Source organism: Ruegeria sp. BB10 (assembly GCF_056535725.1).
Genome location: NZ_JBQFIW010000001.1, coordinates 2,297,876 through 2,319,007, shown reverse-complemented (window position 1 = coordinate 2,319,007; position 21,132 = coordinate 2,297,876). Strand labels below are relative to the sequence as shown.

Sequence of the window (21,132 nt, the reverse complement as noted above, 5' to 3'; positions counted from 1 at the left end):
CATGGGCAAGGAAAAGAACCCCCGCCGCGTGGCTGAAAACGAAGCAATGGCGAAAACGCGCATGCTTCGCACCAGCCCGCAGAAACTGAACCTGGTTGCGCAAATGATCCGCGGCAAGAAAGTTGAGAAGGCTCTGACCGACCTGACTTTCTCGAACAAGCGTGTCGCGCAGGACGTCAAGAAGTGCCTGCAGTCCGCAATCGCGAATGCCGAAAACAACCACAACCTGGACGTTGACGAGCTGATCGTCGCCGAAGCTTGGGTTGGCAAGAACCTGGTCATGAAGCGCGGTCGTCCGCGTGCCCGTGGCCGTTTCGGCAAGATCATGAAGCCGTTCTCGGAGATCACCATCAAGGTGCGTCAAGTTGAGGAGCAAGCCTAATGGGTCATAAAGTAAATCCGATCGGCATGCGCCTGCAGGTCAACCGCACCTGGGACAGCCGCTGGTACGCCGACACCAAGGACTACGGTGATCTTCTGCTGGAAGACCTCAAGATCCGTGAGTTCATCAACAAAGAGTGCAAGCAGGCCGGTGTTGCTCGTGTGATCATCGAACGTCCGCACAAGAAGTGCCGCGTTACGATCCACACTGCACGTCCCGGTGTCATCATCGGCAAGAAAGGTGCAGACATCGAAGTTCTGCGCAAAAAGCTTGCTCGTATGACCGACAGCGAACTGCACCTGAACATCGTCGAAGTGCGCAAGCCCGAGCTTGACGCGCAGCTGGTTGCCGAGTCCATCGCTCAGCAGCTGGAGCGCCGCGTCTCGTTCCGCCGCGCGATGAAGCGGTCGGTTCAGAACGCCATGCGCATGGGCGCCCTGGGTATCCGTGTGAACGTCGCTGGCCGTCTGGGCGGTGCCGAAATCGCACGGACCGAGTGGTACCGCGAAGGCCGCGTGCCTCTGCACACCCTGCGTGCCGACATCGATTACGCACATGCCGAAGCGATGACTCCTTACGGGATCATCGGGATCAAGGTCTGGATCTTCAAAGGTGAGATCATGGAGCACGATCCGCAGGCACGTGACCGTAAAGCACAGGAACTCCAGGACGGCCCTGCACCTCGTGGTGCTGGTGGCGGTCGTCGCTAAGGAGGAAAAGATATGCTTCAACCAAAGCGTACTAAATTCCGCAAGATGCACAAAGGCCGGATCAAGGGTCTCGCCAAGGGCGGCTCTGATCTGAACTTTGGCACCTACGGCCTGAAAGCTCTTGAGCCTGAGCGTGTAACTGCACGCCAGATCGAAGCTGCACGTCGTGCCATGACGCGTCACATGAAGCGTCAGGGTCGTGTCTGGATCCGCATCTTCCCTGACACTCCGGTCACTGCAAAGCCGATCGAAGTTCGTATGGGTAAAGGTAAAGGTTCGGTCGACCGCTGGGCATGCAAAGTCAAGCCTGGCCGCGTGATGTTCGAGATTGACGGCGTCAATGACGACATCGCCCGCGAGGCCCTGCGCCTGGCCGCGATGAAGCTGCCGATCAAGACTCGCGTCGTGGTTCGCGAAGACTGGTAAGCGATTGGAGGGCTACCCCGTTCGCTAAAAGATTGACCCCCGTCGGGATACCGGCGGGGGTTTTGCGTTCTCGGTGTCAGACGCAGGTTATGGGACTTAAACTATCAATGGCCACATGCCGGTCTACAGACTCGTGACTGGCAATCGGCAGACAGGCGTGGCTAAAGTCGGACGAACCCTCTCTGCCATCGAGTAGGATACTGATGCCAAGTTTTATCCTCCGCCATTTCGTTCTGTTGTTTCTGATGGCCGTTGGTACCGTGGTCGCCCCCGCAAAAACCTGGGCCGCGTCGCCCGAGGTGAACCTAGGGTATTTCAACAAGCTTGCGATGAACGGATATGACGTCATGACTTATTGGCAAGGCGGTGATCCGCAAAAGGGCGATCCTGAAATCACGGCTCAGCACAATGGCGCCACCTGGGTGTTTCAGAGTGAAGAAAACCGTCAGGCTTTTCTGTCTGACCCGGCGAAGTATGCTCCTCAATATGGCGGATATTGCGCTTATGCGGCCAGCCAGAATGCGGTGGCCGATGTCGACCCGTTCGCATGGCGCATCTGGGACGAAAAACTGTATCTGAATTACAGCCCGCAGGTGCGGCGCATCTGGGCCAGCGATATTGATGCCAATATTGAAAAAGCAAACGAGTTCTGGCCCGAATTGCTGAAGAAATAGGGCGTGTCCTGATCCGCATCTTCCAAGATACTCCGGTCACCGCAAAGCCGGTCATAGTACGTCTGGGTAGAGTTTCAGTCGATCGCTGGGCATGCAAGCTCAAGTCGGATCACTATAAAGCTGCCGATCAAGACCTGTGTTTAGGTTCCCTAAGACTGGTAAGAGACTGGGGACCACTCGTTCGTGACAAGATTGACCCCTGTCAGGACACCGGCAGGGGGTATTGTGTTAGTCTTTTGCGATCCATCCCACTGATGAGTGAAAAAAGTCGACCTTTGTCCATAGCCCCCATAATCTGCCCAGAGTGAGTGGGAGGGTTGTATGTTTCAGCTACGCAAGAAGGTTTTTGTCAAAGAGGTCATAACCACCGACCAGTTTGGGCAACCATGCGCTCCAGTCTGCAGAGTTGCGGCTTTGGCTGTCATACAAAACCCGCTGGCCGGTAAATTCTCGGAAGACTTGTCCGAGCTGTTTGAAATTGGAGGAATGCTTGGGGCAGACCTAGCGTCCGAGGCTGTTTCTCAACTCGACCGAGCGCCGATTTCCTACGGTAAAGCAGCGATTGTGGGTGCGAATGGCGATCTCGAACAAGGTGGCGCATTGATCCATCCGAAACTCGGCGCTCCAATGCGCGCATCAGCAGGTGGAGGTGAAGCCGTCATCCCGTCGAATGCCAAACTTGGGGCACCGGGATGTGCGATTGATCTGCCCCTCGGACACAAGGACAATCCGTGGTCCTTTGACCATTTCGATACCATGACGCTGAGCATTCCCGACGCGCCTAAACCGGATGAGATTGTCATGTGTCTTGCCTACGCGGATGGCGGGCGTCCGATCCCGCGCTGCGGCTCGGGGCCAATCAAAAACTAAGGGTTGGCTGGGGCTGGCCTTGGATCAGAGCTTGGGCTATGCCCAGCCTATGGCCCAGATTGAATCACTCTTCGTTACCCGTCTTTATCGCGCAGCTTTGTCCGAGTTTGGTCCCAAGATCGACCCAGAAGAGCTGGAAAACTCTTGCCTTGTCATTGCCGAGGATGATGAGGCCGGGCAGGAATGGTGTGAGGAGAACGGCTATCCTGGTTACACCAGCTATGCCTCGCTGACCGATCTGCCATGGCGGTTCCCGATCTTTGCCGATTTGGTCAAGGCTCTGGACAGCCACGTCGCGGCTTTTGCCAAGGATCTGGAGTTTGATCTGGGCGAAGGTGAGTTAAAGCTCGAGGATCTGTGGATCAACATCCTGCCCGAGGGTGGAATGCATTCCAGCCATCTGCACCCGCACAGTGTGATCTCGGGTACGACCTATGTGGCGATGCCCGAGGGGGCCAGCGCGTTGAAGCTGGAAGATCCCCGATCGTGCCGCATGATGGCCGCGCCGACACGGCTGAAGGGCGGGCGGCGGGACTTACAGCCGTTCATCTATATGAAGCCGCAGGTGGGCGATGTCCTGCTGTGGGAAAGCTGGCTGCGCCACGAGGTGCCGATGAACATGGCCGAGGAAGAGCGGATTAGTGTTAGCTTTAACTACAAGTGGGAATGAGCCCCGGTTCCCCGTACGGTAATTGGACCAGCAGAGCAATTGCGCGGCGAACAGGCGGTGTTCCTGCCAATCACTTTTCACCTCGCGTTGTCGAAAAACCTTGCAATATGAGCGGCCATGAACCATGTGGGGCACGCTTACGTTTTTCTTTTTCGACCACTGTCTCCTGAATTTTGGCGTTCAGTCTCTCGATCCAGACCGACCACGCCGCGCTGTCGCAATCCCGCGGACAGCAATTTAATAGGAGAATACGGATATGGCCAATGGCACCGTAAAATGGTTCAACGCAACTAAAGGTTTTGGCTTCATCGCACCGGAGACTGGTGGCAAAGACGTGTTTGTGCACATCTCGGCTGTTGAGCGCTCGGGTCTGACTGGCCTGGCCGACGACCAGAAAGTAACTTTCGACATCGAGCCCGGCCGTGACGGTCGTGAGGCAGCTGTGAACATCGCTCTGGCGTAAGTCACTCAGACTTAGACAGTTGCAGACGCGGTCTCGTGTAAACGAGGCCGCGTTTTGTGTTTCCAACCAAAATACAAAAAATTCTGGATAGTGTTACGAAACTTCTCCGGATGAATTCGTCAAACTCAATGTGAGAAAACCTGAAGCCAACTCATATACAATCCTGTATGTTCCATGGATCACAGAGGTATCCAGTATGAAAGAAACTGAACGGGTGGTTCGCCAATTCCATGAAAGTTGGGGGATGCGGGATCCTGATCGCGGGGCCGAGGTGATTGCCGAAGATTGTCAGTTCGAAGATGTTGCTCGTGAGGAAAAGCAACTTGGCAAGCTGGCCTATAAAGAGGATTACGAGCGTTGGCGAAAGGCATTCCCGGATGGAGAATGCATCGTGGATAATGTGATCGTCAGCGAGTGCGGTGAATGGGCGATCGTAGAGTTCCACAATACCGGAACCCACACTGGTGTTCTGCATTCAAGCCTCGGTGATTTCGAACCAACCGGAAAGCGATACGAAGTGCGCTATTGCTCAGTAATGCGGGTAATAGGTGGCATGGTTGTTGAAGGACGAGACTATTATGACAGCGCCACTATCGTACGACATCTAGGCTTGGTGAAGTAAGCAGCGACTAGCCTGTTAGTGTAGGCAGAGGATTCCTAAACTTTCCCTTGCTACCTACCCGCTAACCCCCTATAGAGCGGCATCTTGCGTTCCCCCGGCTGAGTCGGGGGATTCGTATGTCTATCATTCATCCACCAGGTCAAAGGTGACCCTGATACGGGGCCTTCTGGTGTTTTGAGCAAAGGAAAAAGGCGATGAACGCCCAAGAACTGCGTGACAAGACCCCGGACCAGCTCCGCGAGGAACTGGCCAACCTGAAGAAAGAAAGCTTTAACCTGCGCTTTCAACAGGCAACCGGTCAGCTGGAAAACACTGCCGGCATCAAAGCGGCCCGCCGCAATGCTGCCCGCGTCAAAACCATTCTGAACGAAAAGGCCGCTGCCGCGGCATCGGAGGAGTAATCCTATGCCCAAGCGTATCCTGTCCGGCACCGTAACCAGCGACGCCAACGAACAGACCGTAACCGTTTCCGTCGAGCGCCGCTTTACGCATCCGGTTCTGAAGAAAACCATCCGTAAGTCCAAGAAATACCGGGCTCACGATGAAAAGAACGCCTTCAAGGTCGGCGACTCTGTACGCATCATCGAATGCGCGCCGAAATCGAAGACGAAACGTTGGGAAGTTCTGGAGGCGTAAGCTTCCGGGATTTTTCCATTTGTCGAAACCCTGGGGGATCTAACGAGACCAGCCCCCACAGGTCGGGAGAAACCACATGATCCAGATGCAGACCAATCTGGATGTCGCTGACAACTCCGGCGCTCGCCGAGTTCAGTGCATCAAGGTCCTGGGTGGTTCCAAGCGTAAATACGCCTCCGTCGGCGACATCATTGTCGTCTCGGTGAAGGAAGCCATCCCACGCGGCCGCGTAAAGAAAGGTGACGTCCGCAAGGCCGTCGTCGTACGCACCGCTAAAGAAGTCCGTCGCGAAGACGGCACCGCGATCCGTTTCGATCGCAACGCCGCCGTCATCCTGAACAACAACAACGAGCCCGTAGGTACCCGTATCTTTGGCCCCGTTGTTCGCGAACTGCGTGGCAAGAACTTCATGAAAATCATCTCGCTGGCTCCGGAGGTGCTGTAATCATGGCTGCTAAACTCCGCAAAGGCGACAAGGTCGTCGTGCTGGCCGGCAAGGACAAGGGCAAAGAGGGAACGATTACCTCGGTTGACCCGAAAGCCGGTAAAGCTGTTGTCGACGGCATCAACATCGCCATCCGCCACACCCGCCAGACCCAGAACAGCCAAGGCGGCCGTTTGCCCCAGGCAAACCCGATCGAGCTGTCGAACCTGGCACTGCTGGACGCAAACGGCAAAGCCACCCGCGTTGGCTTCCGCATGGAAGGTGACAAGAAGGTTCGCTTCGCCAAGACCACAGGGGACGTGATCGATGCTTGATAACGCAACCTATACTCCGCGTCTGAAGGCTCAGTACGCTGAAACCATCCGCCCCGTTCTGAAAGAAGAGTTCGGTTACAAGAACGACATGCAGCTGCCCAAGCTGGAAAAAATCGTTCTGAACATCGGCTGTGGTGCAGAAGCTGTCAAAGATTCCAAGAAAGCCAAAGCGGCTGTCGAGGATCTGACTGCGATTGCCGGTCAGCAGGCCGTTGCAACCAAGGCGAAAAAGTCGATCGCGGGTTTCCGCGTCCGTGAAGACATGCCGCTGGGTGCGAAAGTGACCCTGCGCGGTGACCGGATGTACGAATTCCTGGATCGTCTGATCACCATCGCGATGCCGCGCGTTCGTGACTTCCGCGGTGTTAAGCCGTCTTTCGATGGTCAGGGCAACTTTGCCATGGGCATGAAAGAGCACATCGTGTTCCCCGAAATCGACTTCGACAAAGTCGACGAAGTCTGGGGCATGGACATCGTAATTGCCACCACAGCGAAAACCGACGCTGAAGCAAAGGCACTGTTGAAAGCATTCAACATGCCCTTCAACGCATAAGCGCCGGGAGGATTAAGACATGGCTAAAAAAGCAATGATCGAACGCGAAAAGAAGCGCGAACGCCTGGTGGCCAAATATGCCGCAAAGCGTGCCGAGCTGAAAGAAATCGCGAATGACGAGAGCAAGCCGATGGAAGAGCGTTTCAAAGCGCGTCTGAAACTGGCGAAACTGCCGCGCAACAGCTCGGCTACTCGTTTGCACAACCGCTGTCAGCTGACCGGTCGTCCTCATGCTTACTACCGTAAGCTGAAGGTCAGCCGTATCGCGCTGCGCGAGCTGGGTTCTGCTGGTCAGATCCCCGGCATGGTGAAATCGAGCTGGTAAGGGAGACATAGATATGAATGATCCTATCGGCGATATGCTCACCCGTATCCGCAACGCGCAAATGCGCGGCAAGTCCACCGTTTCCACCCCGGCTTCCAAGCTGCGCGGTTGGGTTCTGGACGTGCTGGCGGACGAAGGTTATATCCGTGGCTACGAAGCGACGACCGGTGAAAACGGTCATCCGGCCATCGAAATCAGCCTGAAATACTACGAAGGCACCCCTGTTATTCGCGAGCTGAAGCGGGTCTCGAAACCCGGTCGCCGCGTATACATGGGCGTCAATGACATCCCACAGGTCCGTCAGGGTCTGGGCGTGTCGATTGTCAGCACTCCGAAAGGTGTGATGTCGGACGCAAACGCTCGCTCCAACAATGTTGGCGGCGAAGTGCTCTGCACCGTCTTCTAAGGAGGTCTGTCAATGTCTCGTATTGGTAAAAAACCGGTCGAGCTGCCCAGCGGCGTTACCGCCACTGTGTCCGGCCAGACCATCGAAGTGAAAGGTCCGAAAGGCACCCGCAGCTTCACCGCAACCGATGACGTAACGCTGTCGGTCGAAGACAATGTTGTGCAAATCAACCCCCGTGGCATGTCCAAGCGTGCCCGCCAGCAGTGGGGCATGAGCCGCACCATGGTTGCCAACCTGGTAACCGGTGTGACCCAGGGCTTCAAAAAAGAGCTGGAGATCCAGGGTGTTGGTTACCGGGCTCAGATGCAGGGCAACACCCTGAAGCTGAACCTGGGCTACAGCCACGACGTTGATTTCACCGCTCCGGAAGGTGTCACCATCACCGCGCCGAAGCAGACCGAGATCGTTGTGGAAGGTATCGACCAGCAGCAGGTGGGCGAAGTCGCGGCCAAAATCCGCGATTGGCGCCGTCCCGAGCCGTACAAAGGCAAGGGCATCCGCTATAAGGGCGAGTTCATCTTCCGCAAAGAAGGCAAGAAGAAGTAAGGACGCAAACCATGGCAAACAGCAAAAGAACCCTGTTTCTGAAGCGCCGCCTGCGCGTTCGGAACAAACTTCGCAAGGTCAACGCGGGTCGTCCGCGTCTGTCCGTACACCGTTCGAACAAGAACATCTCTGTTCAGCTGATCGACGACGTGCGTGGCGTGACCCTGGCCTCGGCCTCGACCCTGGAAAAAGATCTGGGTGTCGTTGGCAAGAACAACGTCGAAGCGGCCACCAAAGTGGGCGCGGCCATCGCCGAGCGTGCCAAGAAGGCAGGCGTCGAAGAGGCCTATTTCGATCGTGGCGGCTTCCTGTTCCACGGCAAAGTGAAGGCTCTGGCCGACGCTGCGCGTGAAGGCGGCCTGAAGATCTAAGACTTGCGGGCAGCTTTGCGGCTGCCCCGATGATCCGGGGGCCTCGGCAACAGTCGGGGCTCACTTGGATTGAACAAACGGCGCCGATTGCGCCATGTGAGAGAAGGGATGCCAAAATGGCAGAACGTGAAAACCGCCGGGGCCGTGGTCGTGACCGCGACGAAGCACCGGAATTCGCCGATCGTCTGGTTGCGATCAACCGTGTGTCGAAAACCGTAAAAGGTGGTAAGCGCTTTGGCTTCGCCGCTCTGGTGGTTGTCGGCGATCAGAAAGGCCGCGTCGGCTTTGGCAAAGGTAAAGCGAAAGAAGTACCTGAAGCCATCCGTAAGGCGACCGAGCAAGCCAAGCGTCAGATGATCCGCGTGCAACTGCGCGAAGGTCGGACCCTGCACCACGACATCGAAGGCCGTCACGGCGCCGGTAAAGTGGTAATGCGTACCGCACCTGAAGGTACTGGTATCATCGCCGGTGGTCCGATGCGTGCCGTGTTCGAAATGCTGGGCGTCAAGGACGTTGTGTCCAAGTCGCTGGGCTCGCAGAACCCGTACAACATGATCCGCGCCACCATCAACGGCCTGCAGAAAGAGCAGAGCCCGCGTTCGGTTGCACAGCGTCGTGGCAAAAAGGTTGCTGACATCCTGCCCAAGCGGGACGAAGCACCGGCAGCTGCTGAAGCAGAAGCATAAGGAGAGCGACCCATGGCAAAAACCATCGTCGTCAAGCAGATCGGTTCCCCGATCCGCCGCCCCGCTGAACAGCGCGCGACCCTGATCGGTCTGGGCCTGAACAAGATGCACAAGACCCGTGAGCTAGAGGATACTCCTTCGGTCCGCGGCATGGTCAACAAGATCCCGCATCTGGTTGAGATCATCGAAGAACGCGGCTAAGCGCGACATATTCGAAAAGTTAGAAACGCCTCCGATATTTCGGGGGCGTTTTATCATTTAAGGGTTATGACGGTCTCTTAGTTTAATCGATATGGTGTCAGTTCAATCTGAACGCATTTTTTCTATTATACGGCGCATATAGTCCATGAAGCGTGCCTGTTCAGTTTCACTCAACACCTGTAGGGCTTCGGCATTTACGCTTTGAGCAGACTCATAGGCGCTGTTTCGAATTGCTGTGGCCTTCTCAGTTAACCAAATCAGTTGGGCTCTGGCGTCAGCGGGGTTCTTTGTTCTTTTGATCAAGCCGTCGCGTTCCATTCGGTTGAGCGTGTTCGCTAGGGTCGCTTGTTCGACATCTATTTTGCCCAGCAATTCTTTTTGCGTCACGCCGTCTTTGAGCCAAAGCTGCAGTAAAATTGGAAATTGCCCAACAACGATCCCCAAGGGCGCAATGCGCTGCTGCAATTCCTTCGCAAACAACCGCGCCATGTGATTGACCAGGTATCCGGCCGAGTTTTCTTTTTCAAAGTTCATGTTCAAGATTTACACTTGCATAGCAAGCTATGCAATATTATATAGCTTGCTATGGAAAAGAATTGAGAGGAATCGAAATGGCTCGTATTGAAGAGTTGGACAATATCGTCACGCTGGCAGATCAGATGCAGACCGAAGAAGGTCCGGTAGTTCTGATCAACCTGTTCACAGTGGACGCCAAAGACAAAGAGGCGCTGCTGAAGGCCTGGGCGCATGATGCTGATTTCATGAAATCTCAGCCAGGATATATTTCTACACAACTCCATCAGGGCATCGCTGGCAGTTCGACCTTTGTGAACTACGCGATCTGGCAGGACGTCCAAAGTTTTCGCGACGCATTTACCAATCCCGAGTTTCAGCGACGGATCGCGGACTATCCAGATAGTGCTGTGGCGCGGCCACATCTTGTTCGAAAGCTCGCAGTTGAAAACCACTGCGTCGCCTGATGCGATAACCGGAGTAGCAACATGTTAAGAACCATCCACCCCATCGCCGGCGTATTGGGTTTTCTTACAATCCTCGTTTTCTGGATATCCACCTTGTACAGCGAGTTATTTGCAACCCATGCGACCGTCGCCGCGGTAAAATCCATGATCGTCAGCGGACTGTTTATTCTGGTGCCAGCAATGGTGATTGTCGGTGCATCCGGCATGTCTCTTGGGCGTCGCCGCAAAGATGTCCAGGCGCTCGCCAAGAAGAAACGGATGCCGATCATAGCGATGAACGGACTTCTCATCCTTGTTCCCGCCGCCATCTACCTTAGCGCAAAAGCAAACGCAGGATCATTCGACACCAGCTTTTATATTGTGCAAGTCGTTGAACTGATCGCTGGCGCCACCAATCTGACGTTGATGGGGCTTAGTATTCGGGATGGCCGGGCGATGACCGCCCGCAGAAGAAGTGCGCGAAAGCAGAGAAGCCAGTAAAGGTCCCAATTAAGCACAGCGCCCCGCATAGCTATTCAATGCACGCATAGCGGCTAGACCGAAATCTTCGTTGTTAGCGATACCGAACACTCCTATCTGAACCCTGTCCAAACAAGGAACACACAAGAAAACATCGGGGAATACGCCCCGATCAGGAAAGGAATTCAGATATGGCTTATACAGCAACAACCACTCACGGCATCACCGTTTTTGCTCGCATCGCTGACTTTGCAGCAAAGGTAAAAGAGGCTTACGCCCTGCGCGCAGAATTCAATCGCACCTATTCGGAACTACAAAGCCTGACCGACCGCGAACTGAACGATATCGGTGTGCGCCGCTGCGATATCAAAGACATCGCGCATGATCACGTTTACTGCTCGTAAACTCATAGTTTGAACCACTCACCCAGAGGCGCTTTTTGGCGCCTCTTTTGGTTTGGGATGTGCAACGACGGCACATTTCGCGGGAATTCCCCGTGTCCTGGTTGAAAGAGTTGGCGTTATCGGTCAAGGGATGAGTGGCTTGCCACTGATGTTTCAAGAAAGGGCGTATTAGGTGCGGGAATACCAAATCGGGATGCTTTGGATCGACGGCGCGCTGAGCTTTCTCGAACAACTGTGTATCAAATCCTTTCTGGATGTGGGGCAGCACGTACGTTTGTATACATATGGCCCGGTTGCAAATATCCCCGACGGCGTAGAAAGGCGTGATGCGCGTGAAATTCTGCCGGACAATGAAATTATCCTGCATCAGCGAACGGGCAGCCCGGCCTTACATTCGGATAAATTTCGTGTGCGGATGCTGGCGCAGGAGGATGACATTATCTGGGCGGATACCGATGCGTATTGTGTCAAACCGTTCACAACCGATCAGGGGCATCTTCACGGCTGGCTGGCGCCGCATGAAATCAACGGTGGGGTATTGGCATTGCCAAAAGACAGCCCAACCCTCTATGACCTGATCGAGTATACCAACGACCCGTACCGCCTTCCGCATTGGTTGCCGCCGAAACATCGTGCCGTGCTGGTCCAAAGCGCGCTGGCTGGTGACCAAAAGCACGCCAGCGAGATGCCTTGGGGAATCTGGGGGCCGCGTGCTTTGACGTGGCTGTTACAGCAGAACAAGGAAGCCCGGTTTTCCAAACCGCAAGAGGTTTTGTATCCCGTTGGGTATAAAGATCGCCGCACCATGATGCGGGCATCAGGCGGCGCAGAACGTTTCATCACGGATAACACCATGTCAATCCATTTCTATGGGCGGCGTATGCGTGCGTTCATCCGCACCAGATTTGGTGGTATTCCACATCCCAATAGCCTGGTAGGCATACTGGCAGAGAAGCACGGTATCGACCCTCATGCGGCGCCGCTCGTCCCTAGGGTCGTTTCCGAAGAAAATATGCCCCAGGACGACGCATGATCCAAGACCCGGGCGTGGGCTTGCCAAGAGAGGTCAACGGGCCTATACGCCTGCGGTGGCCTTGCGCCATACGAATCAAAACCAAGAAATGCCGTGGTTGGCCCATCACGCTTCGGGGGTCACATCCGGCTAAGGAGAAGCGATATGAAACTGCACGAATTGCGCGACAATCCTGGCGCCACACCGAAACGCACCCGCGTTGGCCGTGGTCCCGGTTCCGGCAAAGGTAAAATGGGTGGCCGTGGTATCAAAGGCCAGAAATCCCGTTCGGGTGTGGCCATCAATGGCTATGAAGGCGGCCAGATGCCGTTGTACCAGCGCCTGCCCAAGCGTGGCTTCAACAAGCCGAACCGCAAGGAATTCGCCGTTATCAACCTGGGTTTGATCCAGAAATTCGTCGACGCCGGCAAGCTGGACGCCAAAGCTGCGATTACCGAAGACGCTCTGGTTGCGTCGGGTCTGGTGCGTCGCAAGCTGGACGGGATCCGCGTTCTGGCCAAAGGCGAAATCAGCGCCAAGCTGAACCTGGAAGTCACCGGTGCTTCGAAAGCTGCCGTTGAGGCAGTCGAAAAAGCGGGCGGTTCACTGACGGTCACAAAAGCTGCTGCGGCAGAGTAAGCGCTTGTGAGCGGGCAAAGACCCGCTTACATAGTCCTCAGAGTTTTCCCAGACGCCGCCCGAGCCGGAAAACGGTTCCGGGCGGTGTTTTCATAAGAGAGACCGATTTATGGTATCAGCAGCAGAACAAATGGCAGCCAACACAAGCTGGTCTGCCCTTGGCAAAGCCACCGATCTGCGCAACCGCATCCTGTTTACGCTGGGTTTGTTGATCGTTTATCGCCTGGGCACCTTTATTCCGGTGCCGGGGATCGACGGGCAGGCCCTGCGCGAGTTCATGGAGCAGGCGGGGCAGGGCATCGGCGGCATGGTTTCGATGTTTACTGGCGGGGCGCTGGGGCGGATGGGTATCTTTGCCCTCGGCATCATGCCCTACATTTCAGCCTCGATCATTGTGCAGCTGCTGACATCTATGGTTCCCGCGCTCGAACAGCTCAAGAAAGAGGGCGAGCAGGGACGCAAGAAAATCAACCAGTATACCCGTTTCGGCACCGTGGCTCTGGCCACCGTTCAGGCCTATGGTCTGGCCGTATCGCTGGAATCGGGTGATCTGGCGACCGATCCGGGCATGTTCTTCCGTATGTCGACCATGATTACGCTGGTTGGCGGCACCATGTTCCTGATGTGGCTGGGTGAGCAGATTACCGCACGTGGCATCGGTAACGGTATCTCTCTGATCATCTTCGTCGGCATCATTGCCGAGGTTCCGGCCGCATTGGCGCAGTTCTTTGCCAGCGGACGCAGCGGTGCGATCAGCCCTGCAGTGATCGTGGGTGTGATCGTGATGGTTATCGCCGTGATCACCTTTGTGGTGTTCATGGAGCGAGCCTTGCGCAAGATCCACATCCAATATCCGCGCCGTCAGGCCGGTATGAAGATCTATGAAGGTGGTTCCAGCCACCTGCCGGTCAAAGTGAACCCGGCGGGCGTTATCCCGGCGATCTTTGCAAGCTCGCTGCTTCTGTTGCCGGTGACGATCTCGACCTTCTCGTCGGGTGCGACCAACGGGCCGGTGATGTCGTGGCTGCTGGCCAACTTTGGCCCCGGACAGCCGTTGTACCTGCTGTTTTTCGCCTCGATGATCGTGTTCTTTGCCTATTTCTATACGTTCAACGTGTCGTTCAAACCGGACGATGTGGCGGACAACCTGAAAAAGCAGAACGGTTTTGTGCCGGGTATCCGTCCGGGCAAGAAAACCGCCGAGTATCTGGAATACGTGGTCAACCGCGTGCTGGTTCTGGGTTCGGCCTATCTGGCGGCGGTCTGTCTGCTACCTGAAATCCTTCGGGGCCAGTTTGCCATCCCGTTCTATTTCGGAGGCACCTCGGTTCTGATTATCGTCTCTGTGACCATGGACACGATCCAACAGGTTCAGAGCCACCTGCTTGCGCACCAATACGAAGGGCTGATTGAAAAGTCCCAACTGCGCGGCAAAGGTAAGAAACGCGGCAGGAAGGGACCCTCTCGTCGATGAACATCATTCTTCTTGGGCCCCCGGGGGCCGGTAAAGGGACGCAGGCGCGCCACCTGGTTGAAACACGCGGCATGGTTCAGTTAAGCACTGGCGACATGCTGCGCGAGGCCAAGACCTCGGGCACCGAGATGGGGCAGAAGGTTGCGGCGATCATGGATGCGGGCAAGCTGGTCACCGATGAGATCGTGATCGGCCTGATCGAAGAGAAGCTGACCACCGAAACAGGCGCCGGTTTCATCTTTGACGGCTTCCCCCGTACGCTGGCGCAGGCCGATGCACTGGCGGCGTTGCTGACCAAGCTGGGTCAGTCGTTGCACACAGTAATCGAAATGCGCGTCGATGATGATGCGTTGGTGGGCCGTATTACGGCGCGTTCGACCTGTGGCGGGTGTGGTGAGGTTTATAACGACATCACCAAACCGATTCCGGCAGACGGCAAGTGCACCAATTGCGGTAAGGAAAATGACTTCCAGCGTCGTGCAGATGACAACGAAGACAGCCTGCGTACGCGTCTGATGGAATATTACAAGAAGACCTCGCCGCTGATCGGCTATTACTACGCCAAGGGCGATCTGCGCCCCGTGAACGGACTGGCGGATATCAAGGAAGTCACCGCGTCGATTGAGGCGATCCTTGGCTGATTTCAATATGGGCTTGACGGCGTTGCCAAAAGCCCATATCGACCCCCATCCCTAAAGGGAATCAAGACCGCATGCGGGATTCGTCCCAATTGCCCCGACCACCTCGAATAATGCTGAACCCTCTGGCCTCACTGCCACGGTAAAGCGTTGTGAAAAAAGGTTCTGGAGTTACGGAACCGCAACGAAAAGGAAAGTGACACGTGGCACGTATTGCCGGCGTAAACATCCCGACTGCAAAGCGGGTACCTATCGCCCTCACATATATCACCGGTATCGGAAACACCTCGGCCAAAGCGATCTGCGAAGCCGTAGGTATCGACGCGACCCGTCGCGTTAACGAACTGTCCGACGCCGAAGTTCTGGCCATCCGCGAGCACATCGACGCCAACTTCACCGTCGAAGGTGACCTGCGTCGTGAAGTTCAGATGAACGTCAAACGCTTGATGGACCTGGGCTGCTATCGCGGTCTGCGTCACCGCCGCAACCTGCCGGTTCGCGGTCAGCGTACCCACACCAATGCTCGTACCCGCAAAGGCCCCGCAAAGGCCATCGCTGGTAAGAAGAAATAAGGGAGGGTCTGACTGATGGCACGTGATAAGACTCGCGTTAAGCGCAAAGAGCGTAAGAACATCGCATCGGGCGTCGCCCATGTGAATTCGACCTTCAACAACACCAAGATCCTGATCTCGGACGTACAGGGCAACGCCATCTCGTGGTCGTCTGCCGGTACTATGGGCTTCAAGGGATCGCGGAAATCGACACCCTACGCCGCTCAGATGGCTGCAGAAGACGCAGGCAAGAAGGCGCAGGAACATGGCGTCAAGACGCTGGAAGTCGAAGTTCAGGGCCCCGGTTCGGGTCGTGAATCGGCTCTGCGCGCGCTGGCTGCTGTGGGCTTCAACATCACGTCGATCCGTGACGTGACTCCGATCGCTCACAACGGCTGCCGTCCGCCGAAGCGTCGTCGCGTCTAAGCGATTTTGAATTGAGCTGGGGCTGTGTTTTTTGCACGGCCCCAGCACGTCATTTTGAACCTCGGGCGTCTGCACCTTGTTGGTCATGGGGCGCGGACAGGAATGGAGGGATTACATGATCCATAAGAATTGGGCTGAATTGATCAAGCCGACCCAGCTGGAAGGCAAGCCGGGCAACGATCCTGCACGTCAGGCAACTCTGGTTGCCGAGCCTCTGGAGCGTGGCTTTGGTCTGACTTTGGGCAACGCGCTGCGCCGCGTTCTGATGAGCTCGCTGCAAGGCGCGGCCATCACCAGCGTCCAGATCGACAACGTCCTGCACGAGTTCTCCTCGGTCGCAGGCGTTCGTGAAGACGTCACCGACATCATCCTGAACCTCAAGCAGGTTGCCCTGCGCATGGAAGTCGAAGGCCCCAAACGCCTGTCGATTAATGCCAAAGGCCCCGCCGTTGTCACCGCTGGTGACATCAGCGAAAGCGCTGGCATCGAGGTTCTGAACCGCGATCACGTCATCTGCCACCTGGACGATGGCGCTGACCTGTTCATGGAACTGACCGTCAACACCGGCAAGGGCTATGTCTCGGCTGAGAAGAACAAGCCAGAAGACGCACCTATCGGCCTGATCCCGATCGATGCGATCTATTCGCCGGTCAAAAAGGTTGCCTATGACGTTCAGCCGACCCGTGAAGGTCAGGTTCTGGACTATGACAAGCTGACCCTGAAGATCGAAACAGATGGCTCGATCACACCGGAAGACGCGCTGGCCTTTGCCGCTCGTATCCTGCAGGACCAGCTGTCGATCTTCGTCAACTTCGACGAGCCGGAATCGGCTGGCCGTCAGGACGAAGACGATGGTCTTGAGTTCAACCCGCTGCTGCTGAAGAAAGTAGACGAGCTGGAACTGTCGGTCCGTTCGGCAAACTGCCTGAAGAACGACAACATCGTTTACATCGGCGACCTGATCCAGAAAACCGAAGCCGAGATGCTGCGCACCCCGAACTTCGGCCGCAAGTCGCTGAACGAGATCAAAGAAGTGCTGTCCGGCATGGGTCTGCACCTCGGCATGGATGTCGAGGACTGGCCGCCCGACAACATCGAAGATCTGGCGAAGAAATTCGAAGACGCGTTCTAAGCGCGTCTTCCCAAATGCCCGGGACTGCCGGGGACGAAACGGGCACTTCCGCCCCAAGGAGAGCCGGTGACACGCATCGCCGGCCAGACAAAGCAAAACGCGAAAGAAGGAACTAGAAAATGCGTCACGCACGTGGTTACCGCCGCCTAAACCGTACACATGAGCACCGTAAGGCGCTGTTTGCGAACATGGCTGGCTCGCTCATCGAGCATGAGCAGATCAAAACGACTCTGCCGAAGGCAAAAGAACTGCGCCCGATCGTTGAAAAACTGATCACCCTGGGCAAGCGCGGAGACCTGCACGCCCGCCGCCAGGCCGCATCGCAGCTGAAAGAAGACCAATACGTCGCAAAGCTGTTCGAAGTTCTGGGCCCCCGCTATGCCGAGCGTCAGGGCGGTTACGTCCGCATTCTGAAAGCTGGCTTCCGCTATGGCGACATGGCCCCGATGGCGATCATCGAATTCGTAGATCGCGACGTCGACGCCAAAGGCGCGGCCGACAAAGCCCGCGTTGCCGCCGAAGAGGCAGCAGACGAAGAATAAGAAGGCCCTGCTTTCTGAATTCTAACCCCCGTGTCTCCGGACGCGGGGTTTTGATTCCGCGGACCAAGCGGCCAACTGGTCCTCCTGTTGCCAGAATCGCAATCTTGGGTGATCCTTTAAGAAATTAAAGGATCGCAATATGTTTAGGTATCTGATTTTTGTGCTCGGTATTGGCGCATCAACCGCGCTTTATGCTCAGGAAACATCCAATGATCCCGCGGCCGAAGAAACGTCAACTGATCAATCCGATCTGTTGACAGATGCCGAGCTGCAAACATTGGTTGCACCGGTCGCTCTTTATCCAGACACGTTGCTTATCCAGATATTTGTCGCCGCTACCCAGCCGTTGGAAATTGTGAAGGCCGAGCGTTTTTTGCTGGACAACGCCGACCGTGACCCCGCTGAGTTGGAGCCGGAAATCGATGCCATGGGCTGGGATCCTTCGGTCAGTGTTCTTGCTACGGCGTTTCCCGAAGTTGTCGGGCAGATGGCCACCCATATTGACTGGACCGAAACCATGGGCACCGCGATGCTGGCCCAGTCCGACGATGTGATGGACGCTGTTCAGGTGATGCGGGACCAGGCGATCGACAGTGGCGCATTAGTTTCAGGCCCTGAACAAACAGTTGAAGTGGCCGAAGACGAAACGGTAGTCATCACGCCCACAAACACCGAGACGGTATATGTGCCGCAATACAACCCCGAAACAGTTTATACCGGTCCATCGACAGGGGATGTGGTTGGTGCGGCGTTACTGACCTTTGGAACGGTCGCACTAATTGACGAAATTTTTGACGACGATGATGATTGGTACGACTATTGGGGCTGTCGGAATTGTGGCGGATGGAATGGTCAACCCATCATCAGGAACCCCGATATCGACATTGATGTCGACCGCAACGTCAATATCGACAGGGACATTGATCTTGGGGACCGGACGGACATCGGATGGCAACCCGATCCTGACCGCAAAAAACAGGCACAGGATAAAATCTCGAACCACAAAAGGCCCGAAAGTGGCCGTGGCGATCTGCCAGTGAACCGTCCCGAAGGACGCACAGATGAGTTGCGCGCGAAACTGAGCCGCGAATCTGGTGCTGCCGATATCAGTCGGGATGGCGCCTCGCGCGAGCGGGCAGCAGCGGTTGCCGCCGGAGCGGGCGCAGGAGCCGTCGCTGGCGGTGCGCTTGCCAACCGGGACGGTGGAAAGAAAGACCTGCCACAGGTGAACCGGGGCAATGTCGACCGAGATAAGGCCGCAGCCAAGCAGCAAGCCGTCGAGCGTACCAAGCAAAGACCGGAGACTGCGAAAAAGCCTGTCCAACAAAGACCCCAAGCTGCCAAGAAGCCTCAGGCCAAGAAAGCGGCTCAGCGCAAGCCACAGGCCTCCAAGGGGCAGGCGATGAAGAAAAAGGCGTCAGGGAAAAGAACCCACAGCGCGTCCAATCGCGGCCATGCCGCCAAAGGCAAGCGGAGACGGTAAGATGCGTAATTCGGTGTTTTCCATTTTTTTTCTAGCCGCAACTGCGGGTGCGGCACTTTCAGATGGGGCTCGGTTCGACACGCCGCAAACTGCCCTTGATGCCTTTGTTGATGCCCTGAGGGCGGATGACCAAGGCAAGTTGCTGGAGATTTTTGGGCCCGAGGCGGAAGACCTGATCGGGACAGGTGATCCTGTCGAGGATCAGGAAAGGCGGCAGGAAGTACTTGCCATGTACGCCGAGGGTTACCTATTTCAACCCGACGAGGACGGCGTCGTTCTTTTGTTGGGCGAAGACAGCTGGCCATTCCCGATCCCCATTTCACGAGGCGAAGACGGCTGGCAATTCGATCTCGAAGCCGGCGTCGAGGAACTCTCTGCCCGCGAGATTGGCTTGAACGAACTGGACGTGATCGAACTGCTTGAGGCTTACGTCGATCTTCAGGCTGCGTTCAGGCTGGTCGATCACAATGGTGATGGCGTTATGGAATTTGCTCAGACGATTATTGCGGATCCAGGTGTCAGAAACGGGTTGTTCTGGCCCGAAGAAGACAGCTTTGTCGGTGCAGCACTGGCCCGCGCTGCCGCTTCGGGTTGGAGTGATGGCGAGGTTGATTACGAGGCCGAGCCCTTCCTGGGGTATTACTATACTATCCTACAAGAGCAGGGTCCAAATGCACCGGGTGGCGCTTATTCCTATTTTGTCGGTGATAGGTTTGTCGCCGGGCACGCCCTGTTGGCAGTTCCAGCCGAATATGGTGAAACCGGTATCCATTCATTCCTTGTGGGCGAAAACGGAATTGTTTTCGAGGCGGATTTTGGCCCCGAAACACTGGAAACAACTGCGGATTTTACGTCCTACGATCCCGGTCAGGATTGGTCGCCGATTGAATGATGCGTGCGCCACCTGTTTGCAGGCGGACAGTACAGGTCTATCGTCTAACTAACGTCATTTCCGGCGATTTACGGCAATGAAAAACCATCTGTCCCGCGTTATCCTGAAAAATATGTGTGGAGTACAGATGATGACGGAAATATCCGAGATCCCCAGTGAATTCACAGGACCTTCCGCTTGGACCGGACAACAGATGAGCGCTCGCGAGCATGAATGGATTGTCGACCTGTCGCCCAAGGACATCGCCGATCTTGAACAAGCTGCCCGTCACTATCTGAGCTTGGGGCGCGACATCGGGGAAATTTCAAAAGCGGATTTTCCGTTACAACGGTTTGACGGCCATCTGCAACATCTGCGCGACAAATTGATCAATGGGATCGGATTTGAGGTAATCCGGGGCCTTCCGGTGCAATCGTACACGCAAGAGATGGCAGCGGCTATTTTCTGCGGGGCGGGGGCACATCTGGGGTCTGCCCGCTCACAGAACGCTCAGGGCCACATTCTAGGGCATGTACGTGACATTGGCGCGGATGCCAATGACCCGAACACGCGGATTTACCAGACCCACGAGCGGCAGACCTTTCACACGGACAGCGCCGATATCGTCGGGCTGCTATGTTTGCGTGAGGCCAAAGAGGGCGGGGATTCACTGTTGGTCAGTGCCGAAACCATCTATAATCGAATGCGTGCCGAGTGCCCCGACCTGCTGCAGCGTTTGTTCGACCCCATCGCGACCGATCGCCGTGGCGAAGTGCCGGAAGGCATGCAACCATTCATGACGATCCCTCCATTTTGCTGGCACGACGGCAAGCTCACCGTGTTCTACCAGCGCCAGTATATCGATAGCGCGCAAAGGTTTCCTAATGCCATGCGCCTGACACCGGACCACGTCGCGGCTTTGGACAGGTTTGATGCGTTAGCAAATGATCCAGAAATGTACCTGACCATGCGGCTGCAACCCGGAGACATGCAGTTCGTTTATAATCATTCCCAGCTGCATGACCGGACAGGGTTCACCGACTGGCCGAACCCGGACGAGCGGCGTCATCTGTTCCGACTTTGGTTATCCCCCGAGGGAGACCGCGAATTGCCTGAGGTGTTCAAGCAGCGCTACGGAACCATTGATGTTGGCAATCGCGGCGGGATCATTACCAAGGGTACGCGGTTGAACGCTCCTCTTAACTGACTGTCACCGGAAGC

General features: G+C 56.0%; 34 protein-coding genes. 33 read left to right on the top strand and 1 reads right to left on the bottom strand.

Annotated features, from left to right (window positions below):
- Position 1 precedes the first annotated feature (1 nt).
- From rplV to rpmD, 19 genes are all read left to right on the top strand, one after another.
- A complete protein-coding gene (rplV, locus tag ACR3EP_RS12020; protein ID WP_039538267.1) occupies positions 2–382 on the top strand; it encodes a 50S ribosomal protein L22 in 381 nt (126 codons plus the stop codon).
- Positions 382–1,092: a 30S ribosomal protein S3 gene (rpsC, locus tag ACR3EP_RS12015; RefSeq protein ID WP_008758042.1), complete on the top strand. Its 711-nt coding sequence runs from the start codon at positions 382–384 to the stop codon at positions 1,090–1,092. The genes rplV and rpsC overlap by 1 nt, the downstream gene beginning before the upstream one ends.
- A gap of 12 nt (positions 1,093–1,104) precedes the next feature.
- Positions 1,105–1,518: a 50S ribosomal protein L16 gene (rplP, locus tag ACR3EP_RS12010; protein ID WP_058283513.1), complete on the top strand. Its 414-nt coding sequence runs from the start codon at positions 1,105–1,107 to the stop codon at positions 1,516–1,518.
- A gap of 203 nt (positions 1,519–1,721) precedes the next feature.
- Positions 1,722–2,192 (top strand): YHS domain-containing (seleno)protein, encoded by a 471-nt coding sequence (locus ACR3EP_RS12005; protein ID WP_480638003.1) that lies wholly within the window; start codon positions 1,722–1,724, stop codon positions 2,190–2,192.
- Positions 2,193–2,513: 321 nt separating this feature from the next.
- The gene (locus ACR3EP_RS12000; protein WP_170378411.1) at positions 2,514–3,062 is read left to right on the top strand and encodes an amino acid synthesis family protein; all 549 of its coding nucleotides are present in this window, start codon (positions 2,514–2,516) and stop codon (positions 3,060–3,062) included.
- A 49-nt stretch (positions 3,063–3,111) separates the two neighbouring features.
- Positions 3,112–3,732 carry a 2OG-Fe(II) oxygenase family protein gene (locus ACR3EP_RS11995; RefSeq protein WP_480639024.1) on the top strand — a complete coding sequence of 207 codons (621 nt, stop codon included), beginning with the start codon at positions 3,112–3,114 and terminating at the stop codon, positions 3,730–3,732.
- A gap of 256 nt (positions 3,733–3,988) precedes the next feature.
- Positions 3,989–4,195 (top strand): cold-shock protein, encoded by a 207-nt coding sequence (locus ACR3EP_RS11990; protein WP_170351679.1) that lies wholly within the window; start codon positions 3,989–3,991, stop codon positions 4,193–4,195.
- Between the two features lie 196 nt (positions 4,196–4,391).
- A complete protein-coding gene (locus ACR3EP_RS11985; RefSeq protein WP_058283509.1) occupies positions 4,392–4,817 on the top strand; it encodes an ester cyclase in 426 nt (141 codons plus the stop codon).
- A 194-nt stretch (positions 4,818–5,011) separates the two neighbouring features.
- On the top strand, positions 5,012–5,218 hold the full coding sequence (rpmC, locus tag ACR3EP_RS11980) for a 50S ribosomal protein L29 (RefSeq protein WP_010437082.1): 207 nt from the start codon (positions 5,012–5,014) through the stop codon (positions 5,216–5,218).
- A 4-nt stretch (positions 5,219–5,222) separates the two neighbouring features.
- Positions 5,223–5,453 (top strand): 30S ribosomal protein S17, encoded by a 231-nt coding sequence (rpsQ, locus tag ACR3EP_RS11975; RefSeq protein WP_170351678.1) that lies wholly within the window; start codon positions 5,223–5,225, stop codon positions 5,451–5,453.
- A gap of 76 nt (positions 5,454–5,529) precedes the next feature.
- The gene (rplN, locus tag ACR3EP_RS11970; RefSeq protein WP_008757934.1) at positions 5,530–5,898 is read left to right on the top strand and encodes a 50S ribosomal protein L14; all 369 of its coding nucleotides are present in this window, start codon (positions 5,530–5,532) and stop codon (positions 5,896–5,898) included.
- 2 nt (positions 5,899–5,900) lie between these two features.
- Complete coding sequence (gene rplX / locus ACR3EP_RS11965; protein ID WP_008755589.1) at positions 5,901–6,212, top strand: 50S ribosomal protein L24; 312 nt, start codon at positions 5,901–5,903, stop codon at positions 6,210–6,212.
- The gene (rplE, locus tag ACR3EP_RS11960) at positions 6,205–6,765 is read left to right on the top strand and encodes a 50S ribosomal protein L5 (RefSeq protein ID WP_480638000.1); all 561 of its coding nucleotides are present in this window, start codon (positions 6,205–6,207) and stop codon (positions 6,763–6,765) included. Before rplX ends, rplE begins: the two co-directional genes overlap by 8 nt.
- Before the next feature lie 19 nt (positions 6,766–6,784).
- A complete protein-coding gene (gene rpsN / locus ACR3EP_RS11955; protein ID WP_010437098.1) occupies positions 6,785–7,090 on the top strand; it encodes a 30S ribosomal protein S14 in 306 nt (101 codons plus the stop codon).
- Positions 7,091–7,103: 13 nt separating this feature from the next.
- Positions 7,104–7,496 carry a 30S ribosomal protein S8 gene (gene rpsH / locus ACR3EP_RS11950; RefSeq protein WP_010437099.1) on the top strand — a complete coding sequence of 131 codons (393 nt, stop codon included), beginning with the start codon at positions 7,104–7,106 and terminating at the stop codon, positions 7,494–7,496.
- Positions 7,497–7,508: 12 nt separating this feature from the next.
- A complete protein-coding gene (gene rplF / locus ACR3EP_RS11945; protein WP_480637998.1) occupies positions 7,509–8,042 on the top strand; it encodes a 50S ribosomal protein L6 in 534 nt (177 codons plus the stop codon).
- Between the two features lie 11 nt (positions 8,043–8,053).
- The gene (rplR, locus tag ACR3EP_RS11940; protein WP_058283506.1) at positions 8,054–8,413 is read left to right on the top strand and encodes a 50S ribosomal protein L18; all 360 of its coding nucleotides are present in this window, start codon (positions 8,054–8,056) and stop codon (positions 8,411–8,413) included.
- A 116-nt stretch (positions 8,414–8,529) separates the two neighbouring features.
- The gene (rpsE, locus tag ACR3EP_RS11935) at positions 8,530–9,099 is read left to right on the top strand and encodes a 30S ribosomal protein S5 (RefSeq protein ID WP_058283505.1); all 570 of its coding nucleotides are present in this window, start codon (positions 8,530–8,532) and stop codon (positions 9,097–9,099) included.
- A 12-nt stretch (positions 9,100–9,111) separates the two neighbouring features.
- Positions 9,112–9,300: a 50S ribosomal protein L30 gene (gene rpmD, locus ACR3EP_RS11930; protein WP_008757946.1), complete on the top strand. Its 189-nt coding sequence runs from the start codon at positions 9,112–9,114 to the stop codon at positions 9,298–9,300.
- 102 nt (positions 9,301–9,402) lie between these two features.
- On the opposite strand, the gene ACR3EP_RS11925 is transcribed toward rpmD, so the two are convergent.
- Positions 9,403–9,834 (bottom strand): MarR family winged helix-turn-helix transcriptional regulator, encoded by a 432-nt coding sequence (locus tag ACR3EP_RS11925; RefSeq protein ID WP_170414653.1) that lies wholly within the window; start codon positions 9,832–9,834, stop codon positions 9,403–9,405.
- A gap of 77 nt (positions 9,835–9,911) precedes the next feature.
- Between ACR3EP_RS11925 and ACR3EP_RS11920 the strand changes: the two genes are divergently transcribed.
- From ACR3EP_RS11920 to ACR3EP_RS11855, 14 genes are all read left to right on the top strand, one after another.
- Entirely contained in the window at positions 9,912–10,280 is a 369-nt protein-coding gene (locus tag ACR3EP_RS11920; protein WP_170351674.1) for an antibiotic biosynthesis monooxygenase family protein, read from the top strand.
- 21 nt (positions 10,281–10,301) lie between these two features.
- Positions 10,302–10,760, top strand: coding sequence for a hypothetical protein (locus tag ACR3EP_RS11915; RefSeq protein WP_480637995.1), 459 nt, complete (start codon positions 10,302–10,304; stop codon positions 10,758–10,760).
- A gap of 170 nt (positions 10,761–10,930) precedes the next feature.
- Positions 10,931–11,143, top strand: a complete 213-nt coding sequence (locus ACR3EP_RS11910) for a DUF1127 domain-containing protein (protein ID WP_170351672.1) — start codon at positions 10,931–10,933, stop codon at positions 11,141–11,143.
- A gap of 172 nt (positions 11,144–11,315) precedes the next feature.
- Positions 11,316–12,176: a hypothetical protein gene (locus tag ACR3EP_RS11905; protein WP_480637993.1), complete on the top strand. Its 861-nt coding sequence runs from the start codon at positions 11,316–11,318 to the stop codon at positions 12,174–12,176.
- A gap of 144 nt (positions 12,177–12,320) precedes the next feature.
- The gene (gene rplO, locus ACR3EP_RS11900; protein WP_170351671.1) at positions 12,321–12,794 is read left to right on the top strand and encodes a 50S ribosomal protein L15; all 474 of its coding nucleotides are present in this window, start codon (positions 12,321–12,323) and stop codon (positions 12,792–12,794) included.
- A gap of 109 nt (positions 12,795–12,903) precedes the next feature.
- Positions 12,904–14,268 (top strand): preprotein translocase subunit SecY, encoded by a 1,365-nt coding sequence (gene secY, locus ACR3EP_RS11895; RefSeq protein WP_058283501.1) that lies wholly within the window; start codon positions 12,904–12,906, stop codon positions 14,266–14,268.
- A complete protein-coding gene (locus ACR3EP_RS11890; RefSeq protein WP_170351670.1) occupies positions 14,265–14,909 on the top strand; it encodes an adenylate kinase in 645 nt (214 codons plus the stop codon). The genes secY and ACR3EP_RS11890 overlap by 4 nt, the downstream gene beginning before the upstream one ends.
- A gap of 200 nt (positions 14,910–15,109) precedes the next feature.
- On the top strand, positions 15,110–15,478 hold the full coding sequence (gene rpsM, locus ACR3EP_RS11885; RefSeq protein WP_058272383.1) for a 30S ribosomal protein S13: 369 nt from the start codon (positions 15,110–15,112) through the stop codon (positions 15,476–15,478).
- A 15-nt stretch (positions 15,479–15,493) separates the two neighbouring features.
- Positions 15,494–15,883 carry a 30S ribosomal protein S11 gene (gene rpsK, locus ACR3EP_RS11880; protein ID WP_008757289.1) on the top strand — a complete coding sequence of 130 codons (390 nt, stop codon included), beginning with the start codon at positions 15,494–15,496 and terminating at the stop codon, positions 15,881–15,883.
- A gap of 115 nt (positions 15,884–15,998) precedes the next feature.
- Positions 15,999–17,015, top strand: coding sequence for a DNA-directed RNA polymerase subunit alpha (locus ACR3EP_RS11875; RefSeq protein ID WP_058276312.1), 1,017 nt, complete (start codon positions 15,999–16,001; stop codon positions 17,013–17,015).
- A gap of 119 nt (positions 17,016–17,134) precedes the next feature.
- Complete coding sequence (gene rplQ / locus ACR3EP_RS11870; protein WP_170351669.1) at positions 17,135–17,557, top strand: 50S ribosomal protein L17; 423 nt, start codon at positions 17,135–17,137, stop codon at positions 17,555–17,557.
- A gap of 139 nt (positions 17,558–17,696) precedes the next feature.
- The gene (locus ACR3EP_RS11865) at positions 17,697–19,040 is read left to right on the top strand and encodes a DUF3300 domain-containing protein (RefSeq protein WP_170553321.1); all 1,344 of its coding nucleotides are present in this window, start codon (positions 17,697–17,699) and stop codon (positions 19,038–19,040) included.
- Position 19,041: 1 nt separating this feature from the next.
- On the top strand, positions 19,042–19,932 hold the full coding sequence (locus tag ACR3EP_RS11860; RefSeq protein WP_480637989.1) for a DUF2950 family protein: 891 nt from the start codon (positions 19,042–19,044) through the stop codon (positions 19,930–19,932).
- 193 nt (positions 19,933–20,125) lie between these two features.
- A complete protein-coding gene (locus tag ACR3EP_RS11855) occupies positions 20,126–21,118 on the top strand; it encodes a TauD/TfdA family dioxygenase (RefSeq protein WP_480637987.1) in 993 nt (330 codons plus the stop codon).
- Positions 21,119–21,132 lie beyond the last annotated feature (14 nt).